This window comes from Coprococcus sp. RTP31081st1_H1_RTP31081_211007, assembly GCF_040227275.1.
Taxonomy (GTDB): domain Bacteria; phylum Bacillota; class Clostridia; order Lachnospirales; family Lachnospiraceae; genus Coprococcus; species Coprococcus aceti.
The window spans coordinates 105,050-129,146 of record NZ_JBEHVP010000002.1 but is presented as its reverse complement, the minus strand read 5'-3'; the positions used below and the strand labels follow the sequence as shown (position 1 = coordinate 129,146).

Genomic DNA, 24,097 nt, shown 5'->3' with positions numbered 1-24,097 from the left:
ATAGATGGTAACCTAAATTAACTCTTTGCACTGCATATAAATCTACAGTACAAACTGAGCAGACCATTGGCGAAAGCCAAGGAGTCGGGCCATCATGGCAGTGGAATCTTTACATCCACGGGACAGTAGTTACTAATACTGAGTCGTGGGTGTTTTTTTATACTTTTTTAGACATTCTATAAAATCTCCCACATATATTTAGTGATAAGAGCTTTCTGAAATATATTGATCGCACAGCATCGGTCTTTTGATTAAGGTGATTATCAATAGACTGGTGTTCATTTAAGAAAGGATGGCTGATTATATGGAAAGCGCAAACAAAATAAACACGATGGCGGCATCTGCCGTATCAGAGGATGAGTTTAAAAAGGTTGCAAATAAAGTATCGTTTATAACTATAGTACAGAACGTACTGTTGTCAGTATTCAAATTATTTGCGGGAATATTTGCACATTCAAATGCAATGATAAGTGATGCGGTACATTCAGCATCAGACGTGTTCAGCACCATAATAGTGATAATTGGAGTAAAACTAGCGTCGAAGGAATCCGACAAGGAGCATCCTTACGGCCATGAGAGGCTTGAGTGTGTGGCAGCGATCGTGTTGTCTATAGTGCTGCTGTATACCGGTATCAAGATCGGCTCGCAGGCGGTTAAGGACATAATCGGTGGCAATTACCAAAGCCTGCAGAAACCGGGGATGCTGGCACTGGTGGCGGCTGTTGTATCCATTGTCACAAAGGAGATAATGTACTGGTACACAAGACACTATGCGAAGAAGATAGATTCAAGCGCACTTATGGCAGATGCATGGCATCACCGATCAGATGCGCTGTCATCGGTCGGCGCGCTTGTCGGTATCGGTGGTGCGATGATGGGATTCCCGGTTATGGATTCCATTGCAAGTATTGTTATCTTTGTATTCATAGCTAAGGCGGCATACGATATCTTCAAGGATGCCATGGATAAGATGGTGGATCACTCCTGCGATGAAGAGACAGAGAAAGAGATGAGGGATTTTGTGCTCGCCCAGAAAGAAGTTCTCAGTGTTGATCTTCTTCACACAAGGATATTTGGCAACAAAATATATGTAGATGTGGAGATAGGTGTAAACGGTTCATATACATTAAGACATGCGCATGAGATAGCGGAAGAGGTCCATGAGGGAATAGAGAAGAATTTTCCAAAGGTAAAGCATGTGATGGTGCATGTCAATCCTGCGGATGTGGCAGAATAATCATAGATTGATAACGCAGAGTAAGGCACGGATCAGATTTGGTCTGTGTCTTATTTTTGTGTGCTGGAAGCTGCAAAACGAGTACCAAACCTGCAAATAGTCAAAAACAATCAAAATAATTCAAAAATCTTCAAAAATATGCAGAATAATGATTGACAATCTTCATTTGCGATGATATTATGCATATAGATTGATTGAAAGTGACTGAAATCAAGTGAAAACCACCTTGAAACAATCACAAATAATTGAAAACAGTCAAAAAATATGTTATCCTAAAGAAAAGTTAAAAGCACCGGATGCAGATATATGCATTCTGAAAAGCCACGAAAAAAGAAAATACACAAACACGAAAAACACATATACAGGAGACATACTTAAAAGACAGGAGGCAATTATTATGATGACCGAGGATAGATACACAGCGATTTTAGATGCACTGAAAGAGAGAAAGTCTATGACAGTTGCAGAGTTCACGGAGATCACGGGAGCGTCAGAATCTACTATAAGAAGAGATTTGATAGCTCTGGACGATATGGGTAAGATCAAGAGATTCCATGGTGGTGCCAAGGCGATCGAGCATGAATATATCACCAATGAGGCACCGGTTTCAGCCAAGGCACAGCTCAACGTCGAAGAGAAAAGTGCCATTGCAAAATATGCGGCAACGATGATCAATGATGAAGATTTCATATTTATAGATGCAGGAACCAGCACGGAGCTCATGATCGACTATATCGGCGAAACAAATGCCACATTTGTCACCAATGGAATAGCACATGCCAAGCGGCTTCTCAAGAAGAACCTCAGAACGTATATGATAGGCGGACTTGTAAAGCCGATCACAGAGGCGATCATCGGAGCCGAGGCAGTCAATTCCATGAAAAAGTTCAATTTCACAAAGTGCTTTCTTGGAACGAATGGAATCCATATGGATTACGGATTCACAACGGTTGATGTGGAAGAAGCTATGGTGAAGATGGAAGCGGTGAACAGATCTTATGCGAGCATAGTCCTTGCTGACAGCAGCAAGTTCGACAAGGTGACGGCAGTGACATTTGCAGCAATCGAAAAAGCCTGTATTATCACGGACAGACTTGTAAATGATAAGTACATAGACGCCACAGTTGTAAAGGAGGTACTCAGATAATGATTTATACGGTGACATTCAATCCGGCGCTCGATTATGTTGTCAAGATGGACAGCCTTGAGCTTGGAATGGTGAACAGAAGTAAGTCAGAAGCTATATTCTATGGCGGCAAAGGTATCAATGTCTCCACCGTACTTAAGAACATAGGAGTTGATTCCGTAGCTCTCGGTTTTGTTGCCGGATTTACCGGTAAGGAGATTGAGGACGGAGTCAAGGCCATGGGAGTTAAGACAGATTTTATCCAGCTGAAGAATGGTCTCAGCAGGATAAATGTCAAGATCAAGGCAGAACAGGAGACGGAGATCAACGGACAGGGGCCCGACATTAAGAAAGATGAGCTTCAGCAGATGTTTGACAAGCTGGACAAGCTCCAGTCGGGAGATTGCCTGATACTTGCGGGAACCATCCCTGCTTCACTTCCATCTGACATATACGAGCAGATCATGGAGAAGCTTATGAACAGGAACATCGACATCGTGGTGGATGCGACAAAGGATCTTCTGCTCAATGTATTGAAGTTCCATCCATTCCTCATCAAGCCGAATAACCATGAGCTTGGCGAGATGTTCGGAGTAGTCTTAAAGAGCGACGACGAGATCGTTGAGTATGCGAAGAAGCTTCAGGTCATGGGTGCACGAAATGTACTCATATCCATGGCAGGGGATGGAGCAATACTTATCACAGAGACAGGAGAGGTTCACAAGATCGGAGTTCCAAAGGGAACAGTTGTGAACTCAGTAGGGGCAGGTGATTCTATGGTGGCAGGTTTTACAGCAAGCTACCTGAAGGATCACGATTACATGGAAGCGCTGAAGAGAGGAACAGCAACCGGAAGTGCCACAGCATTTTCAGAAGGCCTTGCCACAGCGGACAAAGTAGAAGAACTCTACAAGCAGTTATAGTAAAACGTACGTGTTCCGTCGTGAGAGGGAATACTTAGGAGATTCAGATATCGCACAGCAGCATATGTGGATGCGGCTGATTATTTAAGAGGAGGTTACGCTTATGAGAATCACAGAGCTTTTATCAAAGGAAAGCATTGCTCTGGGTGTAAAGGTAGATTCAAAGGATGCAGCGATCGACTACCTTGTAAACCTGCACGATGCAGCAGGCAACATCTCAGACAAGAAAACATACAAAGAAGGAATACTTAAGAGAGAGGAAGAGGGCTCAACAGCTATAGGAGAAGGAATAGCGATCCCTCACTCCAAGAACAAGGCAGTCAAGAGACCTGGACTTGCAGCTATGACAGTTCCAGATGGAGTTGATTACGACTCACTTGACGGACAGCCATCAAACCTGTTCTTCATGATCGCAGCACCAGAGAGCGGATCAGATGTACATCTTGAGGTACTTTCAAGACTGTCTATGCTCCTCATGGATGAGGACTTCAGAGCAGAGCTTCTGAAGGCAGCAGACAAGGATGAATTCCTTGCAGTCGTTGACAAATATGAGAACGCAAAGTTCCCAGAGGAGACAGCAGAGAAGCCTGAGGAAAAGGCAGTTGAGAAGGCTCCTGAGAAGAAAGGCTTTAGAGTGCTTGCCGTTACAGCGTGTCCTACAGGGATAGCTCACACATATATGGCAGCCGAGGCACTTGAGAAGGCCGGCGCCAAGATGGGATATGCATTAAAGGCTGAGACAAATGGCTCAGGCGGAGCAAAAAATATACTTACTGATGAAGAGATCGCAAACTGTGATGGTATCATAGTTGCAGCTGACAAGAGTGTTGAAACAGCAAGATTTGATGGAAAGCCGGTTCTTTTCACAAGAGTGGCAGACGGAATACACAAGCCTGAGGAGCTCATACAGAAGATCGTGGATGGTCAGGTTCCTGTTCACCACGAGGAGGGCGGCAGAAAAGAGTCAAGCAGTGCAAATGGCAGTGTGGGAAGCAGAATATACAAGCATCTTATGAACGGAGTATCACACATGCTCCCATTCGTAATCGGCGGTGGTATCCTCACAGCTCTTGCATTCCTTATAGATACACTTTGCGGATTTGGTGCAACAGGTGGATCCAACTTCGGTTCCATGACCCCGCTCTCAGCATTCTTCAAGTATGCCGGTGGCCTGGCGATGGGCGTGATGGTTCCGGTGCTTGCAGGATTTATAGCAGAGTCCATAGCAGACAGACCTGGACTTGCGGTTGGTTTCCTCGGCGGTATCCTGGCATCTTCCGGAAATGCAGCCTTGTCCGGTTATGTATGGGCAGGAGATAACCTTGGCGGCTTCCAGTCATTTATATCAAAGTTTGGATTCGTCGCAGAAGGCGGCGGAAATACAGTATCAGGTTTCCTCGGCGGTATCGCAGCAGGTTTCCTTGCAGGATATGTAGTTCTTCTTCTTAGAAAGATCTGCTCAAAATTCCCTAAGTCACTGGAGGGAATTAAGCCAACACTTATATATCCACTTGTTGGTATGTTTATAGTTGCAGTACTTATGATATTTATACTCAATCCAATTATTGGATTGATCAATACAGGACTTTCAGATATGCTGACAGCCCTTGCAAATAAAAATCTTCTCATCCCACTTGGAATTATCCTCGGCGGTATGATGGCGATAGACATGGGCGGCCCTATAAACAAGGCAGCTTATGTATACGGAACAATGGTTCTCGCAACAGCGTCAGAGCTTGTCGCAGGCGGCGCACAGCTCTCAGATCCAGCAGTTCAGGCATGCTATATCTCAATGGCATCAGTTATGGTAGGTGGTATGGTACCTCCACTTGGAATTGCCCTTGCATGTATCTTCTTCCCTAAGAAGTTCACAAAGGCAGAGAGAAACTCAACAGTATCAAACATCGTAATGGCTTGTGGATTCATCACAGAGGGCGCAATACCATTTGCAGCTGCAGATCCACTCCACGTAATACCATGTACACTCGTAGGCGCAGCAGTTGCAGGTGGAATGTCAGCAGCGTTCAAATGTACACTGATGGCACCTCACGGTGGAATATTCGTATTCGCAACAGTAGGCAACTGGTTACCATACATCATTTCATGGCTTGTTGGATCAGCGATCACATGTATCATGCTCGGTCTTATCAAGAGAAAAGTGCAGGAGTAAAAAATGCACAAAAGTAATGCACAAAAAACGACAGAATGTTATAATTTATACAATTGGGGTTTGTGAAAATCTGTCGGATATATGGAATAACGAAAAAGGTGTGGGGAACATCTGGCTGTGATACCATATAACAGAAAAATGCAGATCAAATGTTTTTACAAAATTCTGCTAAATCCGAGGGTTGATAAGAAACAGAACCATAAAGCAGATAATTACAAGTCACAATATATTATTAAACAAAACAAGGGCCGCTTATGTAACACAAATTCTGCAAGTGATATATACAATCACTTGCAGTCGTATAATGATCATTGCGGCCCGTATTAGAAAAGGAGAAGATTATTATGGTAGCACAGACAGTAAAAGTAGTAAATGAACAGGGACTTCATATGAGACCAGCAGGAGTGTTTGCAAAGGAGATGACAAAGTTCTCATGCGCAGTAACTCTCGACGTAGCAGGCAAGAAGATCAATGCCAAGAGCGTGATGCTGATCATCGCAGCATGCATCAAGTGTGGTGCTGAGGTTACAGTAGAGTGTGATGGTGCAGACGAGAAGGAGGCTCTTGCAAAGGCAGTTGAGCTCATCGAGTCAGGATTCGGCGAGTAGAGCGAGTAGATGTTCTAACGTCGCAGCAGGAAAATGATAAGTGAAATCTGATATCAGACTTCAGTAAATGTTACGGACAAATGGTACTCAGATTGAGTACCATTTGTTGTATATAAAATAATTGGAGGTTTTCTTATGAAAAAAGGAATCGCGGGTTCAGCCGGCTACGGCGTTGGAAAGGTTGTGATCATATCTGACGCAAAGCCGGAATATGAGAACAGAACGATCACAGATACAGATGCAGAGATCAAGAGATATGACGATGCAGTTGCAGCATTTACAGAGAAGACTCATGCCATGGCAGAGGCTATGAAGGAGAGTGTCGGAGAGCACAATGCCGAGATACTTGAAGGACACATACTTCTCCTCACAGATCCGGGGATGGATGAGATAACAAAAGGTGCCATCATGAGCGGAACCTGTGCAGAGGCGGCATTTGAGAGTACATGTGACATGTTTGCAGGAATGTTCCAGATGGCGGATGATGAGCTCACAAGACAGAGAGCAACGGATATCGGCGACATCAAGGTGAGAATGCTCAAGATACTTACTGGCACGCCGGACGTGAACATATCAGAGGTTCCAGCCGGAACGATTCTTGTGGCTGAGGATCTCACCCCATCCATGACAGCGGGAATCGTCAAGGAGAATGTGGCAGGAATCATCACTGCGGTTGGTGGCAAGACATCCCACTCAGCTATTCTTGCGAGGGCACTTGAGATACCGGCGGTACTCAGTGTGGACGGAATAGTTGACAAGGTTTCGGATGGCATGACAGCAGTAGTTGACGGATGCGATGGAATCTGCATACTTGATCCGTCCCAGGAAGAGATAGAGAAATATCAGGCAAAGAGAGAGAAGTATCTTAGCGACAAGGCACTTCTCGAGGTATACAGAGGCAAAGACACAGTCACAGCTGACGGTGTAAAGGTACATCTGTATGGCAATATCGGTAATCCGGAGGATGCAAAGCAGGTTGCTGCATGTGATGGAGAGGGCGTTGGCCTTTTCAGAACAGAGTTCCTGTTCATGGGCGCATCGGAGCTCCCATCTGAGGAAGAGCAGTTCCGGGCGTACAAGGCGGCTGCCGAGACCATGGAGGGCAGAGAAGTCATCATCAGAACCCTTGATGTGGGTGGTGACAAGGATATCCCATACCTTGGACTTGAGAAAGAGGACAATCCGTTCTTAGGTTTCAGAGCAGTGAGATATTGTCTGCAGAATAAAGATTCATACAGAGTACAGCTGAGGGCACTTCTCCGCGCAAGTGCATTTGGCGATATCAAGATTATGGTACCGCTTGTCACATGTGTTGATGAGATCAGAAGCGTGAAGGCTCTTGTTAAGGAGCTCATGGCTGAGCTTGATGCAGAGAATATAGCATACAATAAGGATATCCAGGTCGGTGCAATGATAGAAACGCCTGCGGCAAGTCTCATAGCAGACCTGCTCGCAAAGGAGGCAGACTTCTTCAGTATAGGCACAAATGACCTGACACAGTACACCATGGCGGTCGACAGAGGCAATGCAAAGGTTGCGTATCTGTACTCGTCCTACAATCCTGCAGTTCTCCGCTCCATGAAGAATATCATCGAGGCGGCAAATGCAGCGGGCATCATGGTAGGCATGTGCGGTGAGGCGGCAGCAGATCCGTTGCTCATACCTCTCCTCATATCATTTGGACTGGGAGAGTTTTCAGTCAGTGCCACTTCAGTCCTTGCGACAAGAGGAACGATAGCCAAGTGGTCGAAGGCTGAAGCAGATGAGTTGGCAGCAAAGGCACTCTCACTTGCAACAGAGACGGAGGTTGCGGAACTTCTCAAAGCAAATGCAAGATAGATAAAAGTGCACAATATGGCTTGGTAAAAATATGAGTACATTTTTGTATGGTTCATGTGTTTGAGAAATCAATAATGAACAAAAACCATGACTCGTAGTGACTATTTTCACGAAAATAAAAAAAGTCGGCATTTTTAACTGGAAAAAGTGCCGATTTTTTTGTTACAGTATAATTAGTAGCAGGAAGAACACATAGTGAACAGAGTCAGCCTTGCAGATCGAAACAGACAGGTGCATCATATCGTAATTTTAGTGAGTTTGTTTTAACAGTATTATAGATGGAAATAATATGGATAGGAGGATGTAATAATGTTTGAGAATGAAAAAGTAAACCATGTGAAGTTTGGTGAAGGCAGTGTGATGGAATGTGATGGAAGCCATATAAGAATTGTATTTTCTTATAATAATGTAGAAAAGACATTTGCCTATCCGGGAGCATTTGACAAGTTTGTCACCTTCCAGAGCAAAGAGGCACAGCAGGCAGCGGAGAGCGAGCTTGAGCAGATAAGGCTGAACCAGAAAAAGCTGGAGGGAATGAAGAAGCTTATAATTCAGGAGAACGAGAGACGGAAAGAGGAAGCACTCAAGGCCAAGGCGAAGAGAAAGAGACAGTAATATAAAGTAAGATATAATAGTCCCTGCCAGAGAGAAAAATTCTCTTTTGGCGGGATTTTTTGCACCTGAGGATCATTTTTAGAACAGTGCTATTTTTACATATACCTTGATTTTGTTGATATTTTTTGCTAAATTAAGTACGTACGTGTATAAATAGGGGCGTTTGCACCCATTTACAGAATAAAATGATCATAACAGTCAGAATTTGGCTGTCGGAAAGGACGGAGCACAGAGTGTATAAGATTACTAAGGTTGAACAGTTGACAGAGACCATATACCTCATGGACGTGGTTGCACCACGAGTTGCAAATAAATGTCTTCCGGGACAGTTTGTAATTGTCAGAGGTTCTGAGGATGGAGAGAGAATTCCTCTCACTATCTGCGATTACTCAAGAGAGGACGGAACCATCACTATAGTATTCCAGGTAGTTGGAGCTGCTACAGAGATGATGAAGAATAAGAAGGCAGGAGATTCATTTGCGGATTTCGTTGGACCACTTGGATGTCCGTCAGAGTTCTGCAAGGAGGATATAGAAGAACTCAAGAAAAAGAAGATTCTCTTCGTTGCAGGTGGTGTTGGAACAGCGCCTGTATACCCACAGGTAAAGTGGCTCCACGAGCAGGGCATCGAAGCTGACGTCATCGTCGGAGGAAGAAACAAGTCACTCATCATTCTTGAGGATAAGATGAAGAAGGTAGCCGGCAACCTGTATATCACAACAGATGACGGTTCATATGGAAGCAAGGGTGTCGTTACAAATGAGATCCAGAAGCTTGTAGATGCTGGCAACAAGTATGATGTGTGTGTTGCCATCGGACCTATGATCATGATGAAGTTTGTATGTAAGCTCACAAAGGAGCTTGAGATTCCTACAGTTGTCAGCCTTAACCCTATCATGGTAGACGGAACAGGTATGTGTGGTGCCTGCCGTGTGACAGTAGGAGGAGAGGTTAAGTTCGCGTGTGTAGATGGACCAGAGTTCGACGGTCACAAGGTGAACTTTGAGGAGGCTATGCAGCGTCAGCAGCTCTACAAGACTGTAGAGGGCAGAGCATTCCTTGCAGCAAAAGAGGGCGATACACATCATGGCGGATGTGGAAACTGTGGAGGTGACAAGTAATGGCTATAGAAGTAGATGTTTGGAAGAGAGTGCCGGTTCGCGAGCAGGAGCCACAGGTACGTGCAAAGAATTTTGAAGAGGTTTGTTACGGATATAATGAAGAGGAGGCTATGGCTGAGGCTTCAAGATGTATAGGATGTAAGAATGCCCCATGTATGAATGGCTGTCCTGTATCTATCAATATCCCTGGATTTATAGCTCAGGTCAAGGAAGGCAACTTCGCTGAGGCATTCAAGATCATCAGCGAGTCATCAGCACTTCCTGCTGTATGTGGCCGTGTATGTCCACAGGAGACACAGTGTGAGCAGAAGTGTATCAGAGGAATCAAGGGCGAGGCGATATCCATCGGTAAGCTTGAGAGATTTGTTGCTGACTGGGCCCGTGAGAACGGAATCAAGCCAGAGCCTGCAAAGGAGATGAATGGTCACAAGGTGGCAGTCATCGGATCAGGCCCTTCAGGTGTGACAGCAGCCGGAGATCTTGCAAAGATGGGTTACGATGTAACTATATTCGAGGCACTTCACCAGCCGGGCGGAGTTCTCGTATACGGAATTCCAGAGTTCCGTCTTCCAAAGGAGAAGGTAGTTGCCAAGGAGATCGAGAACATCAAGTCACTTGGTGTTAAGATAGAGACAAATGTAGTAGTAGGAAAGTCAGTCACAATCGACTCACTCCTTGAGGATGAGGGATTTGACGCAGTGTTCATCGGATCAGGTGCAGGACTTCCTAAGTTCATGGGTATCCCAGGCGAGAATGCCAACGGCGTATTCTCAGCAAATGAGTACCTCACAAGAAGCAACCTCATGAAGGCATTTGACGAGAATTCAAATACACCTATCATGAGAGGTAAGAAGGTTGCCGTTGTCGGTGGTGGAAATGTTGCTATGGATGCAGCAAGAACAGCACTCAGACTTGGCGCTGAGACGCATATCGTATACAGACGTTCAGAGGAGGAGCTCCCAGCCAGAGTTGAGGAGGTTCATCATGCTAAGGAAGAGGGAATCATATTTGATCTCCTCACAAACCCAACAGAGATCCTTGAGGATGAGAACGGCTGGGTATGCGGTATGAAGTGTGTGAAGATGGAGCTCGGTGAGCCAGACGCATCAGGCAGAAGAAGACCTGTTGTGATTCCAGATTCAGAGTTCACAATGGACGTTGACACAGTAATCATGTCACTTGGAACTTCACCAAACCCACTTATCTCATCTACAACAGAGGGACTTGAGACAAACAAGTGGAAGTGTATCGTTGCAGAAGAGGCAAACGGACAGACAACCAAGGAAGGCGTATATGCCGGTGGCGATGCCGTAACAGGTGCTGCAACAGTTATACTTGCAATGGAAGCTGGTAGAGCTGGTGCAAAGGGAATTGATGAGTACATCAAGAACAACAAGTAATAATTATATAGAGTCATAAAACGAGGCTGATGTGTATAGAGAATACTTCACATCAGCTTTGTTTTATATACGGGGGATTAGTTATGTATGATGAATTTGCAAAATGGTTAGACAGAATTTTAGATGAGAATATGCCGCTGCCGGGGGTGGCGATCAACTTCAATATATATGAAGAGGTGGACTTGCATTGGTCGATCCAGTTGATAAGTTCAACTTATTTTGACGAGGAGGACGAGGACTGGAATTGTTACGAGGAGTTCACGACAGGGGAAGATCTGTACGAATGGCAGCAGGGTGTAGGCTGGGAGAAGATACTTGATATTTCCTGTGAGATGATCAGAAAGTATCTCACAGAAGGAAAATATGCTGAGAAACTTAAGAAGTACGAGGCTGTTGCCGCTGGATTCGTGGACGGCGATGTGGAAATCCTGTACAGAAGATAGAGTGTTATGGAAACTAGTATGTAGTAGAAAATTGAAAATCTAGTGGGTAGTAGGAAATCGAGTGAATTGTGGGAAAACGAAAGCATTATAAGAAATAATGCACGTTGTATGAAAATGTGTGAGTTGTAGAAATATAGTATGTATTGCAGAAAAATTGTGATAGGTGGGTGACAACATGAAAACTTTATATGTATCAGATCTGGACGGTACGCTTCTTCGCAGCAATGAGACCACATCCGAGTATACAAACAGTGTAATCAATAATCTGACAGATAGAGGAATGATATTCTCTTATGCCACGGCGCGCTCCCTTATCACAGCTAAGAAGGTGACAAGCGGACTGCGGGCAGAAATTCCACTGATCGTATACAATGGGGCGTTTATCGTAGACAATGTTACCGGTGAAGTCCTTGCTGCAAATTACTTTGATGAATCGGTAGGATCAGTGCTTGACGATCTGTTCGGTAATCAGATATTTCCGATAGTGTATGCGCGGATAGATGGCAAGGAGAAATTTTCGTATGTTCCGGAGCTGTGCACAGATGGTATGAAGAAATTTCTGCTCAGCAGGCAGGGGGATGTCAGGACAAATATCGTAAAGTCAGCAGAGAACTTGAAAGTGGGAGATATTTTCTACATAACCTGCATTGACAGTCCGGAAAAATTAAAACCGTTGTACGATAAGTATAAGGATAAATTTCACTGTGTATATCAGAAAGACATTTATACAGATGAACAATGGCTGGAGATCATGCCGTTTGCAGCATCTAAGGCAAATGCAATAAAACAGTTGCAGGAACTTCTGGAATGCGACAGGGTGGTTGCCTTTGGAGATGGCAGGAATGATATAGATATGTTTGAACTTGCTGACGAAAGCTACGCAGTGCAAAATGCTGATGAACAGCTAAAAAGGTATGCCACATCGGTTATATCATCAAATGATGAGGATGGGGTGGCGCACTGGCTTGAGGATAATTATATCGTAAAATGACGAAAACTTATGGGTAAAAATCCAGGTTGGGTATAACGGTAAATATACATAAAAATCAGGTTGTAATTTGCGCAGAGCAGGGTATATAATGACACTACACATTTATAATCTTAAGTAAATATGCTAATATGATTGTGAAACACAAGTTGCACCACGAGATAAGGTGCTTGAATAGGGAAAAGGACAATTGCGGTTATGTAGGATAATATTGTAATTGCCTTAGAAAGTGAGAAGGAGAAGACATCTTATGGAAAAGAAAGAACTGATATACTACAGACTGGATGAGGTGGATGAGAAGATACTTGCCATGCTTCAGGACAATGCACGTGTATCACTCAAGGATATAGGTGCTGAGGTGTCCATGTCACCTACAGCAGTTGGAACAAGAATAGACAGGATGCTTGCCGAGGGCGTGCTTGAGGGATTTACGACCAAGCTCAACCCGGAGGCTATGGGTCATTATATCAAGGCATTTATCAATCTGGAGGTTTCACCTGAGCAGAAGGCTGAGTTCTATCCATATATAGACAGCGTGTTAAATGTTGTGGAGTGCAACTGTGTGACAGGAGATTACTCAATGCTCATTGAGGTACGTTTCAAGACAACAGCAGATCTCGATCATTTTGTTGGTGAACTTCAGAGATTTGGCAAGACCAAGACTCAGATCGTATTCTCCACAAATGTAAAGCACAGATGCAGATACTGGAAGAATGATCTTCACCACGATGAGGAGAAGAAGTAAAAAGTGAAAACTGTGTCGAAAAGACTTTAGACGTTTAACTCAGCGGGAAATACCCCAAAACAAGAAGAATGTTTATAAATAATAAGCTTAATTGATAAAAACAGGGGAAAATTAAGCAAAAACAAAAAAATACTTAGATTTCACAAGTTTTTTCTTTACAATCTTAATTTCCTATACTATAATAGGGAGCGTGGTCAGAAAATAATTAACAGGTCACGATATATAATCAGTTTAGGAGGATTTTTACTATGTCATATGTTGATGAAGTACTCGAGATAGTACAGAAGAAGAATGCAGATCAGCCTGAGTTCTTACAGGCAGTAACAGAGGTTCTTGATTCACTCAGACCTTGTATCGAGGCAAATGAGGAGCTTTACAGAAAGAATGCTATCCTCGAGAGAATCACAGAGCCAGATAGACAGCTCATGTTCAGAGTACCATGGGTAGATGACAACGGACAGGTACAGGTCAACAGAGGTTTCCGTGTACAGTTCAACAATGCCATTGGACCATACAAGGGAGGTCTCAGACTTCACCCATCAGTAAACCTTGGTATCATTAAGTTCCTTGGTTTCGAGCAGGTTTTCAAGAACTCACTTACAACACTTCCAATCGGTGGCGGTAAGGGTGGTTCAGACTTCGACCCTAAGGGTAAGTCAGACAGAGAGATCATGGCATTCTGCCAGAGCTTCATGACAGAGCTTTGTAAGTATATCGGTGCTGATGTCGATGTTCCAGCTGGAGATATCGGAACAGGCGCTAGAGAGATCGGTTTCATGTTCGGTCAGTTCAAGAGAATCCGTGGATCATACGAGGGAGTTCTCACAGGTAAGGGACTTACATATGGTGGATCACTTGCTCGTACAGAGGCTACTGGTTACGGACTGCTTTACCTTACAAACGCACTGTTAAAGGATCATGACATTGATATCGCAGGCAAGACTTGTGCAGTATCAGGTGCTGGTAATGTTGCAATCTACGCAATCCAGAAGGCACATCAGTTAGGTGCTAAGTGTGTTACATGTTCAGATTCTACAGGTTGGATCTACGATCCAGAAGGAATCGATGTTGCACTTCTTAAGGAAGTTAAGGAAGTTAAGAGAGCACGTCTTGATGCTTATGCTGCTGCTAGACCATCAGCTGAGTACCATGTAAAGAAGGATGCAAATGATCACGGCGTATGGTCAATCAAGTGTGACCTTGCTCTTCCATGTGCTACACAGAACGAGCTTAACCTTGACGATGCTAAGATGCTTGTTGCAAACGGCGTTATCTCAGTAACAGAGGGCGCTAACATGCCTACAACTCTTGAGGCTACTAAGTACCTTCAGGAGAATGGTGTTCTCTTCGTTGGTGGTAAGGCTGCAAATGCAGGTGGTGTTGCTACATCAGCTCTTGAGATGAGCCAGAACAGCGAGAGACTTTCATGGACATTCGAGGAAGTTGACGGCAAGCTTAAGGGAATCATGGAGACAATCTACGCTAACATCTCAGATGCAGCAAAGAGATACGACATGACAGTTGGCGGAAACGCAGACTATGTTGCAGGTGCTAACATCGCCGGCTTCGAGAAGGTTGTTGACGCTATGCTTGCTCAGGGTGTTTGCTAATCATAAGCATTTGACGAGAGCCACATCTTCAAATCAACTAGACATAAGATTATAATATAAGACTATAGACGTCCATCTGTGGAGTGATCCGCAGATGGGCGTTTTTGCGTTGCAGTTGTCTTCGGTGACTCCTGTTGGTGTAATCTCTATGTTGTATATGTCTACCCTCACTTTGACTTTGCTTCCATCGTGCACGCCGCGCCAAGCACGATAAGGGCGCCTAGCTCTCTGCGGCGGCACAGAAGCGTCAAAGTTCGGTCGCCGACACTACCGATTGGATATACAACGTAGAGAATACACACCAACAGGAGTCACCGAAGACAATTTTTTATATTTAAAGTTCGTTTAAGTTTTACAGGCTATTATAGCATCATCAAGAGGGAATAAGGTAAAGAAAGGATGATGCTTATGGCAGACAACACGTTTAAAAGATATGAACTTAAGTACATGTTAGATAGAGAACAGTACGAGCAGATAATGAGCGAAATGATAAGGTATATGCAACCGGACAGGTTTGCACATAGCCAGATCATTAACATATATTTCGACACTCCTTCCCACAGGCTCATCAGAGACTCCATAGAAAAGCCGGTTTACAAAGAAAAGCTCAGGCTCAGAAGCTATGGAGTCCCGGATGACGATTCAGAGGTTTTTATTGAGCTCAAGAAGAAATACAAATCTGTTGTGTACAAAAGAAGGCTGGAGGTGCCTGAACAGGAGGCTATGGATTATCTGGTGGGCGGCCAGCCGCTGCACAAGGATTGTCAGATCGGCAGAGAGATCGATTATTTCATGCAGGTATACAAAGATCTGGAGCCTGCGGTGGTTCTCTCGTATGAGAGAGATTCCTACAAAGGGATAGATGATCCGGAGCTCAGGATCACGTTTGATTACAATATACTGTGGCAGAATGATGATCTGACACTTCAGAAAGAACCATATGGGCACAAGGTCGTACCAGAATATAAGGTGTTGATGGAGATCAAGATGGCAGGTGGGTTCCCGCTGTGGCTGTCACATCTGCTGACAAAGTATGGAGCATACAAGACGTCATTTTCAAAGTATGGAGAGGCGTATAAACAGATGGTAGGCTGACATAAGTGGATCATATACATTTAAAGCCAGAAACTAAAAAAGACGAATTATGTAAATGATAAAGTGGCAAACATAGACAGGAGGAGATAGAAGATGACAGGATTATTTGACAGTATATTTGGAACGGCGACAACGATATCAGTGCAGGAGTTTCTGACCTGCATAGCGGTATCCCTTATAATAGGAGTATTCCTTGCGTTGGTTTACGCATTCAGAAGTAAATACACCCAGAGTTTTCTGGTGACATTGGCACTTATACCTGCGGTTGTGTGCGTGGTGATCATGATGGTAAATGGCAATGTTGGCGCGGGTGTTGCTGTGGCAGGTGCATTCAGCCTTGTAAGGTTCAGATCGGTTCCAGGTTCGGCAAAGGAGATATGCGCCATATTCCTTGCGATGGGAGCTGGACTTGTGACCGGAATGGGATTTATAGGATATGCAGTATTATTTGCCACCATACTAGGCGGAGCGATGTTCATTTGCAGCCTTACTGGATTTGGCGGCGGAAGGGATGAAGAGAGAGCCCTGAAGATCACCGTGCCTGAAAATCTCGACTATACAGAGGCATTTGATGAGATACTTGCCGACTGTACAGACAGTTACAGACTGATAAATGTGAAGACGACCAACATGGGAAGCCTGTTCAAGCTTACATATGTGGTGAAGCTTAAGAAGCACACAAATCAGAAGGATATGATAGATAAGCTCAGAGTGAGAAATGGCAACCTTGAGATCATGCTGGCGCAGGTGGATTCGGGGGACATGACATTGTAGAAGTCAGTTGATAAGGCAGATACTTAGTAAGGAGATGATCGTATGAGGAAGAATAAATATATGAGACATATAGCGGGAATCCGCAAATGTCTGGCTATAGGGTTGACAGCGGCCATGTGCATGGCAATGCTTGCCGGATGTTCAACCAGCCAGAGCACAAGCTCGACTTCTGATACTGAGGTGACAAGTGATGTGAGCACAGAGACGGACGCTGATAAAGAAAGCCCAAATGGCAGTGCGGATGCAGAGAATACCAGTGTAAAGACAGAGATGACTGTGGAGGAAATGCAGGCGGCTATAGATGAAGCCATGAGCGATGCGGCTATAGATATAACAGATATGTTCACGAAGCGGGATCTGGCGGGAAACTATGATGAGAGCGAGGCTGTAAAGATAACATTATCGGGAAAGACAGCCGCATGTAATAGTTCAAATGTTCAGATCGAGGATGGAGTGGTGACTATCAAAGCGGCCGGTGTATACGTTCTGTCAGGGACACTCACAGACGGCACCATCGTGGTGGATGCGGGCGATGATGATAAGGTTCAACTTGTACTTGACGGAGTATCGATCATGGCTGCGGACTATGCGGCTATATATGCAAAGAACGCTGACAAGGTATTTGTTACGTTGGCGGAAGGGGCAGGGAACAGTCTTACGGTATCCGGAGACTACGTCCAGACGGATGACAATAATGTGGACGCTGTGATATTTGCCAAATGTGATCTCACACTTAATGGCACTGGAAGCCTGACGGTCAAGGATAACACGGGACATGGAATCGTGTCCAAGGATGACTTGGTGGTTACAGGCGGCACTTATACCATATACAGTCAGGATCACTGCCTGAATGGCAAGGATAGCGTGAGAATTGCGGATGGAACATTTAACCTGAGCTGTGATGAGGATGGTATACATGCGGGAAATGACGACCAGCAGGATGGATATGTATATATAGAAGGCGGAGACATCAACATATCGGTTGGGGATGACGCGCTCCATGCGGAGGGACTTCTGATAATAACTGGTGGAGATATAGATGTATCTAAGAGTTGTGAGGGGGTAGAGGGGTATAAGATTCTTGTGACTGGCGGTGATATAGACGTGGTGTCAAGCGATGACGGATTTAATGCGGCCGGAGGAAGCTCAGGCTCGGGATACAACCATGATGGTTTTGGAGGCGGCCCAGACATGGGCGGAGTGTACATGGATGCCGACAGTGATGCATATATTTTTATAACAGGAGGAACGATAAACATAAATGCTGATGGTGATGGAATAGACTCCAACGGCTGCATTGGAATTACAGGAGGCAGCGTGTATGTACTCGGCCCTTCTGACAATGGCAATGGCGCGATGGACTACGGAATCTGTGCTGCGATAACAGGCGGCGAGATCGTGGCTGTAGGTGGTTCTGGTATGGCACAGGGATTTGGAGATGAGTCCACACAGTGCTCGGCTCTGGTCAACTTTGACGAGTGGATAGACGCCGGAGAGACGATCACACTCACCAATTCCGATGGCAAAGAAGTGCTCAGCTACAAGGCAGACAAGAAATTTAACTCGGTTGTCATCAGTACATCAGATATGAAACAGGGTGGGATCTACACTCTGACTGTTGGAGACCAGGGCAGTACATTTACACTGGATGATATTACATACAGCGAGGGCTCAGGCGGAATGCAGAGACCGGGCGGCAATTTAGATAATGGCGGAATGCAGAGACCGGGCGGCAACTCAGATGATGGAAATATGCAGAGACCAGGTGGCAATTCAGATGATGGAAATATGCAGAGACCAGGCGGCAACTCAGATGATGGAAATATGCAGAGACCAGGTGGCAATTCAGATGATGGAAATATGCAGAGACCGGATGGTGATTCAGATAATGGGCAGAATGACAGCGCAAATGGCAGTTCACAGAACAAAGACAATAGTTCGAGCTCAGACAGCATGAGCATATAGAAGATAATTACAGACGCTTTAATAGCCGAAAACAGTTGATTAATTTGCAAAAATGCTTAATATTATAAAGACATGAGATTTTTGTAGTTAATACACAGTTGGGAGAAAGAGCAGATATTCAATATGACTGGAAGGAGAAAACATATGAAGTTATATGTTGCAAGACACGGAGAGACGGAATGGAACAGACTTAATAAGGTCTGTGGCAGGACAGATTCCCCTCTTACAGATAAAGGACTTCAGCAGGCACAGCTCCTTGCAGAGAGATTGGATAGCTGCTCTATTGACGTGATAATAGCATCGCCGCTCTCCAGGGCACAGGAGACAGCACGAGCGGTGGCGGAGAGAAAGCATTTGCCGGTACTTACGGATGAAAGGCTTATAGAACAGGATTACGGTGTGTATGAGGGTGTCCAGAGGGACGACAGGGATTTCCTGAACAATAAAAGAATGTTCGCATACAGATATCCTGGTGGAGAATCCATGATGGATATTGCCAGGAGAACGTACGATCTTATAATTGAAACCCGCGAGACCTATCCGGATTCGTCGGTACTGTTTGTCTGCCATAACGGAATATGCAGGGTGATATGCAGCTATTTCATGGATATGACCAACGAGGAGTATTTTGGATTCAGTCAGGACAATTGTGGGTACAATATCTACGAGTGCTGATCTGAGAAGGAGTGTTTTATAATATGAAGGAATTGCTTATAGATTCATTTAAGGATGCACTGTTTGATACGGTGAAGCTCATCCCGTTTCTGCTCATCACCTATGTGGTCATGGAGTGGCTTGAGAGAAAAACTGCAGGCCGACAGGCACATGTGCTTGGAAAGGCAGAGAAGCTTGGGCCATTGATTGGCGGAGTGCTGGGAATAGTGCCACAGTGCGGATTTTCACTTATGGCATCCAACCTGTACAGCGGAGGCGTGATAGGGGCGGGCGTGCTCATAGCCGTGTTCATGTCAACCTCGGACGAGATGCTGCCGATCATGCTGTCAAATGACGCGATAAGCGCGGGGACAATAGTGAAGATCCTTGCGACAAAGGCGGTCATAGCCGTAATAACAGGCTATATAGTAGGATTTGTGCTGGACAGACTGAGAAAGCCGGTCCAGGTAAAGAAGATAGATCCAGTCCACAGACATGGCGGACATGATGAACACGAACACCATGGCGGACATGTGCACAGTGACACTGCAAAAGCGGCAGAAAGCTCCATACATACACAGAATATAGTGTATAAGGATGCTGCTGAGAAGAAAGGAAAGGGACATGTGCATGACTATGTCCATGAGCACAGTCACGACCACGGACATTTGGGAGAGAAGAATATCCATGAGGTGTGCGAACAGGAACACTGCGACTGCGAGGGTGGAATATTCAGATCTGCTCTGGTGCACACTGCAAAGATTGCGATATTTATATTTATATTCTCACTTGTGATAAATGTGATCATAGAGGCTGTAGGAGAGAAATCCATAGCCCGCATATTCAATGATGTGCCTGTGCTTGGAGAGGCGGCAGCAGCGTTGGTGGGTCTTATTCCTAACTGTGCGGCATCAGTCATAATAACCGAGCTGTATCTTCAGGGAATACTCAGCGCGGGTGCTATGATGTCAGGACTTCTGGTGAGTGCAGGAGTAGGCCTTGTGGTGCTCTTTAGGATGAACAGGCATAGACCTGTGGAGAATATAAGGATAGCAGTGGTGCTGTATGCTGCAGGCCTTGCGTGGGGACTCATAATAAATGCTCTTGGAATCACATTTTAGCAGAGTGTAGAGAAAATAAATGTAAGCGATGTGCAGTGACCGCATTGCAATAAAGTAAAAAAGGGCTGCGAAAAAACTCAATCGATTTTTTTCACAGCCCCTTGTGTGTGTGTGTTGTTACTTTGTGCGTTTCTTACCGCAGACAGGACAGATATCCTGATCCGTAGGCTGTCCGCATCCCCAGCAGATCCAAGTGTCCCCTTCACTGGATGGTTGCTCCGCCAGCTTTTGTGTCGGCTTCATCTTGAAGTTTTTGGAAACAATCTCCACATTGCCGTCCTCGTCAAGAGTAGTCTTGATATCTGCGGCGGCGGGAGTTGTGTCCGATGAAATATTTTTCTTCTTTTTCCCAAATCCAAATCCCATTTTATAACCCCGATTCTATAACATATATAAAATATTCTAATGCAATATATACAATTAAGCAATAGAAATTTGGACGAAATTGCCTATACTGTTGTAAAATTTGATGAAAAGCACCTATTGCCATGCGCCATCAAATGTGATCACCTGACCATTCAGGTATTCTCCACACTCGGCAATGTGCACAATGAAATCTGCCGCTTCAGAAGGTATGGCCATTCTTCCTGCAGGTATTTCATCCTCCAGCATCTGGCGTTCCTCCGGTGACAGATGACCGTTCATGGAGGTGTCAATTGCGCCAAATGCTATGGCGTTGACAGTTATACCGCTTGGAGCAAGCTCTTTTCCAAGAGCCTTTGAGAAGGAATTTACAGCACCCTTGGAGGCTGAATATGCGACCTCACACGACGCACCGACATTTCCCCACACGGATGAGATATTGATTATGTGTCCTTTGTGGTGCTGGATCATGTGAGGAACCACGAGTCGGCAGCTATTGAAAACCGAGTACACATTTGACTTCATGGTTCTGTCAAAATCCTGTGCGGTCATATCGTTTATAAGCCCCACATAAGATATGCCGGCATTGTTGATGAGGAGATCGATGTCGCTGCCGAGATGATCTATGGTATTTTGTATAAACTTCTCCATAAATTCCATATCCCCGGCGTCTCCGGTCTCACAGTAACAGATGCAGCCTTTTGCCATAAGTTCGTCTCTCAGAGAGAGAAGCTCTTCTTTGTGTTTGAATGAAGTGATAGATATGCTGTTATATTTGCCTGAAAGCGCCAGTGCTGTCGCCCTTCCGATGCCTGTCGAGGCGCCAATTATTATCGCTGTTTTCAAATCTGTACCTCCGCTATTTGTGAACAAAAATTTAATTCTAGTATATCATGCGAATTAAATGTTGAAAATAAAAAAGCACTTTGGTATACTCTAGTTGTTTTTGTTAACAAATGAGAATATACATTTATATTGAGATGGAGGCTATATAATGGGTAAGAAAGTAATGAAATTATTCTTAGATACAATGCTCAGAGCAGCGGTTATCATACTTGCAGTGGCTATAGTTGTCATGCTCGTACTGCTTGCACGAACCGTCAGCAAGAGCAAGAAATCAGACGCATCGGACACGGGCAATAAGACAAGCATCGTGACTGAGGAGTCAGATCCGTCAGATCCTACATTTGGAGGTTCAGGCGATGCTGCAGACAGCTCAGACACATCAGCGGATGACAGCTCACAGGACGCTTCAACAGAGGATGCAAATGCAGGAAATGGCAAGGATGCAAAAGTAGTAGTGCTCAACGCATCAGGCGTGTCAGGTGTGGCAGCTACATGGCAGACAACACTCACAGCGGATGGATACACATCAGTAGATATAGGAACATATGACAACGGAGATCAGTCAACAACAGTTATCTACACATCAGATTCATATGATGTGAGCGGACTTGTAAGCCTTCTGGGTGGAGCGGCAACGGCTGACAGATCAGATATTGACTCATCTGTTGCTTCAGATGTTGACATTTCAGGTGCAGACATTGTCGTAGTAATAGGTGTGGACAACGCAGCCAACAACTAGATATAGAAGAATATGTAGAAAATATATAGAAAACTCTGCTGATATCGGAATAGAAAACGCCGATATCAGCAGAGTTTTTTTACTGTAGTACAAAATGTTACAGATTTTGCCGGCTGTTCTACATTTTTCTGGTTTGTCAAGTATATATATGAGTAAAAACAATAGGCAAAAGTAATAAAATATACCGAAAACGTGACGAAAAACCCTATTGACATAAATGGGTATGGTGAAGGTTTCACAAAAAAGGAAGTTTAAACCAAGGGAAAACGGTTCGAAAATCGTCAAAATGTTGCAAAATTTGTGCACGTATACAATTTAGACAAAAGTTTAAAAATTTTTTTGAGCAATAATCACATAGAATGAAAAATGCCAATGATGTAGAATAACAATAGTTTTTAGGGTGAACAAAAACAAGATTATATACACTACGGAGGTAATTTCAAATGGCAAGTTTATCACTTAAGAACATTTACAAGGTATATCCTAACGGATTCAACGCAGTTAAGGACTTCAACCTTGAGATCGAAGACAAGGAGTTCATCATCTTTGTTGGACCATCAGGATGTGGAAAGTCAACAACTCTTAGAATGATAGCAGGACTTGAGGATATCAGCTCAGGTGAGTTATGGATCGGCGACAAGCTCGTAAACGATGTAGAGCCAAAGGACAGAGATATTGCGATGGTATTCCAGAACTACGCTCTGTACCCACATATGTCAGTATATGATAACATGGCATTTGGACTTAAGTTAAGAAAGGTTCCAAAGGAGAAGATCGACAAGGCTGTACATGAGGCAGCTAAGATTCTTGATATCGAGCATCTTCTTGACAGAAAGCCAAAGGCTTTATCAGGTGGACAGAGACAGCGAGTTGCTATGGGACGTGCAATTGTCCGTGAGCCAAAGGTATTCCTTATGGACGAGCCTCTTTCAAACCTTGACGCTAAGCTTCGTGTACAGATGCGTGTTGAGATCTCAAAGCTTCATCAGAGACTCCAGACAACTATCATCTACGTAACACATGACCAGACAGAGGCTATGACACTTGGTACAAGAATCGTAGTTATGAAGGATGGTATCATCCAGCAGGTAGATACACCTCAGAACCTCTACGACAAGCCATGTAACCTGTTCGTTGCCGGATTCATGGGTATGCCACCTATGAACTTCATCGATTGTAAGGTTGTTAAGTCAGGTGCTGACGTTCTCCTTATGTTCGGTTCACATTCAATCAAGGTTCCAGACAGCAAGGCTGAGAGACTTATCGCACTTGATGCTATCGATAAGGAAGTTGTTCTTGGTATCCGTCCAGAGGATATTCATGATGAGCAGCTCTTCATCGAGTCATCACCAGAGAGCGTAATCGATGCAAGAATCAACATCTACGAGATGCTTGGTGCCGAGGTTTACTTATACTTCACAATCGACCAGTTCGATATCACAGCAAGAGTAAATGCTCGTACAACAGCTAGACCTGGCGACACAGTTCAGTTCGCATTTGACTTAAGCAAGATTCATATCTTCGATAAGGAGACAGAGGAGATCCTTGTTAACTAGTCTTAGATAACACATAGAACTTACAATTACACTCCAGATAACTGGAAACAGTAGTTTAATTCTTGGAAAATTGAGAAAATGCAGAAAATACATATAAAAAATCTGCATTTTCTCTTTTTTTTTCTGCATTTTTGCTTTAAAATAAGAGTAATGGATTAC

22 protein-coding genes and 1 riboswitch are annotated in these 24,097 nt (G+C 44.4%); of the genes, 20 read left to right on the top strand and 2 right to left on the bottom strand.

Annotated features, from left to right (window positions below; all coding sequences use genetic code 11):
- Positions 1-44 precede the first annotated feature (44 nt).
- Positions 45-128: riboswitch (NiCo riboswitch) on the top strand.
- A 176-nt stretch (positions 129-304) separates the two neighbouring features.
- From ABUA31_RS04805 to ABUA31_RS04720, 18 genes are all read left to right on the top strand, one after another.
- On the top strand, positions 305-1,237 hold the full coding sequence (locus ABUA31_RS04805; RefSeq protein WP_015534011.1) for a cation diffusion facilitator family transporter: 933 nt from the start codon (positions 305-307) through the stop codon (positions 1,235-1,237).
- A gap of 397 nt (positions 1,238-1,634) precedes the next feature.
- Positions 1,635-2,384 carry a DeoR/GlpR family DNA-binding transcription regulator gene (locus tag ABUA31_RS04800; RefSeq protein ID WP_015534010.1) on the top strand — a complete coding sequence of 250 codons (750 nt, stop codon included), beginning with the start codon at positions 1,635-1,637 and terminating at the stop codon, positions 2,382-2,384.
- Positions 2,384-3,286 (top strand): 1-phosphofructokinase, encoded by a 903-nt coding sequence (gene pfkB / locus ABUA31_RS04795; RefSeq protein ID WP_015534009.1) that lies wholly within the window; start codon positions 2,384-2,386, stop codon positions 3,284-3,286. Before ABUA31_RS04800 ends, pfkB begins: the two co-directional genes overlap by 1 nt.
- Before the next feature lie 103 nt (positions 3,287-3,389).
- A complete protein-coding gene (locus tag ABUA31_RS04790) occupies positions 3,390-5,456 on the top strand; it encodes a PTS fructose transporter subunit IIABC (protein ID WP_349818840.1) in 2,067 nt (688 codons plus the stop codon).
- Between the two features lie 344 nt (positions 5,457-5,800).
- Positions 5,801-6,064, top strand: a complete 264-nt coding sequence (locus ABUA31_RS04785; protein WP_022216909.1) for an HPr family phosphocarrier protein — start codon at positions 5,801-5,803, stop codon at positions 6,062-6,064.
- 135 nt (positions 6,065-6,199) lie between these two features.
- Positions 6,200-7,903 (top strand): phosphoenolpyruvate--protein phosphotransferase, encoded by a 1,704-nt coding sequence (gene ptsP / locus ABUA31_RS04780; protein WP_349093020.1) that lies wholly within the window; start codon positions 6,200-6,202, stop codon positions 7,901-7,903.
- Between the two features lie 309 nt (positions 7,904-8,212).
- Positions 8,213-8,518, top strand: a complete 306-nt coding sequence (locus ABUA31_RS04775) for a hypothetical protein (protein WP_022216907.1) — start codon at positions 8,213-8,215, stop codon at positions 8,516-8,518.
- Positions 8,519-8,751: 233 nt separating this feature from the next.
- A complete protein-coding gene (locus tag ABUA31_RS04770; protein WP_055273918.1) occupies positions 8,752-9,639 on the top strand; it encodes a sulfide/dihydroorotate dehydrogenase-like FAD/NAD-binding protein in 888 nt (295 codons plus the stop codon).
- The gene (gltA, locus tag ABUA31_RS04765; RefSeq protein WP_022216905.1) at positions 9,639-11,039 is read left to right on the top strand and encodes an NADPH-dependent glutamate synthase; all 1,401 of its coding nucleotides are present in this window, start codon (positions 9,639-9,641) and stop codon (positions 11,037-11,039) included. Before ABUA31_RS04770 ends, gltA begins: the two co-directional genes overlap by 1 nt.
- Positions 11,040-11,122: 83 nt before the next feature.
- Complete coding sequence (locus ABUA31_RS04760; RefSeq protein WP_004851321.1) at positions 11,123-11,482, top strand: hypothetical protein; 360 nt, start codon at positions 11,123-11,125, stop codon at positions 11,480-11,482.
- A 175-nt stretch (positions 11,483-11,657) separates the two neighbouring features.
- On the top strand, positions 11,658-12,473 hold the full coding sequence (locus tag ABUA31_RS04755; protein WP_349818839.1) for an HAD family hydrolase: 816 nt from the start codon (positions 11,658-11,660) through the stop codon (positions 12,471-12,473).
- A gap of 247 nt (positions 12,474-12,720) precedes the next feature.
- Positions 12,721-13,215 carry an Lrp/AsnC family transcriptional regulator gene (locus ABUA31_RS04750; protein WP_015534003.1) on the top strand — a complete coding sequence of 165 codons (495 nt, stop codon included), beginning with the start codon at positions 12,721-12,723 and terminating at the stop codon, positions 13,213-13,215.
- Between the two features lie 248 nt (positions 13,216-13,463).
- Positions 13,464-14,825 (top strand): NADP-specific glutamate dehydrogenase, encoded by a 1,362-nt coding sequence (gdhA, locus tag ABUA31_RS04745; protein ID WP_022216903.1) that lies wholly within the window; start codon positions 13,464-13,466, stop codon positions 14,823-14,825.
- A 408-nt stretch (positions 14,826-15,233) separates the two neighbouring features.
- A complete protein-coding gene (locus tag ABUA31_RS04740; RefSeq protein WP_117551200.1) occupies positions 15,234-15,920 on the top strand; it encodes a polyphosphate polymerase domain-containing protein in 687 nt (228 codons plus the stop codon).
- A gap of 93 nt (positions 15,921-16,013) precedes the next feature.
- On the top strand, positions 16,014-16,694 hold the full coding sequence (locus ABUA31_RS04735; protein WP_117874800.1) for a DUF4956 domain-containing protein: 681 nt from the start codon (positions 16,014-16,016) through the stop codon (positions 16,692-16,694).
- A gap of 42 nt (positions 16,695-16,736) precedes the next feature.
- Positions 16,737-18,659: a carbohydrate-binding domain-containing protein gene (locus tag ABUA31_RS04730; RefSeq protein ID WP_349818838.1), complete on the top strand. Its 1,923-nt coding sequence runs from the start codon at positions 16,737-16,739 to the stop codon at positions 18,657-18,659.
- Between the two features lie 144 nt (positions 18,660-18,803).
- Positions 18,804-19,334: a histidine phosphatase family protein gene (locus ABUA31_RS04725; protein ID WP_022216900.1), complete on the top strand. Its 531-nt coding sequence runs from the start codon at positions 18,804-18,806 to the stop codon at positions 19,332-19,334.
- A 23-nt stretch (positions 19,335-19,357) separates the two neighbouring features.
- Complete coding sequence (locus tag ABUA31_RS04720; protein WP_055147183.1) at positions 19,358-20,434, top strand: putative manganese transporter; 1,077 nt, start codon at positions 19,358-19,360, stop codon at positions 20,432-20,434.
- Positions 20,435-20,551: 117 nt separating this feature from the next.
- On the opposite strand, the gene ABUA31_RS04715 is transcribed toward ABUA31_RS04720, so the two are convergent.
- Entirely contained in the window at positions 20,552-20,800 is a 249-nt protein-coding gene (locus ABUA31_RS04715; protein WP_015533997.1) for a hypothetical protein, read from the bottom strand.
- A 114-nt stretch (positions 20,801-20,914) separates the two neighbouring features.
- Complete coding sequence (locus ABUA31_RS04710; protein ID WP_055147186.1) at positions 20,915-21,643, bottom strand: SDR family NAD(P)-dependent oxidoreductase; 729 nt, start codon at positions 21,641-21,643, stop codon at positions 20,915-20,917.
- A gap of 148 nt (positions 21,644-21,791) precedes the next feature.
- Here ABUA31_RS04710 and ABUA31_RS04705 point away from each other — a divergent pair, with 148 nt between their 5' ends.
- Positions 21,792-22,382 carry a LytR C-terminal domain-containing protein gene (locus tag ABUA31_RS04705; protein WP_015533996.1) on the top strand — a complete coding sequence of 197 codons (591 nt, stop codon included), beginning with the start codon at positions 21,792-21,794 and terminating at the stop codon, positions 22,380-22,382.
- 443 nt (positions 22,383-22,825) lie between these two features.
- Positions 22,826-23,938 carry an ABC transporter ATP-binding protein gene (locus ABUA31_RS04700; RefSeq protein ID WP_004851294.1) on the top strand — a complete coding sequence of 371 codons (1,113 nt, stop codon included), beginning with the start codon at positions 22,826-22,828 and terminating at the stop codon, positions 23,936-23,938.
- Positions 23,939-24,097: the final 159 nt, after the last annotated feature.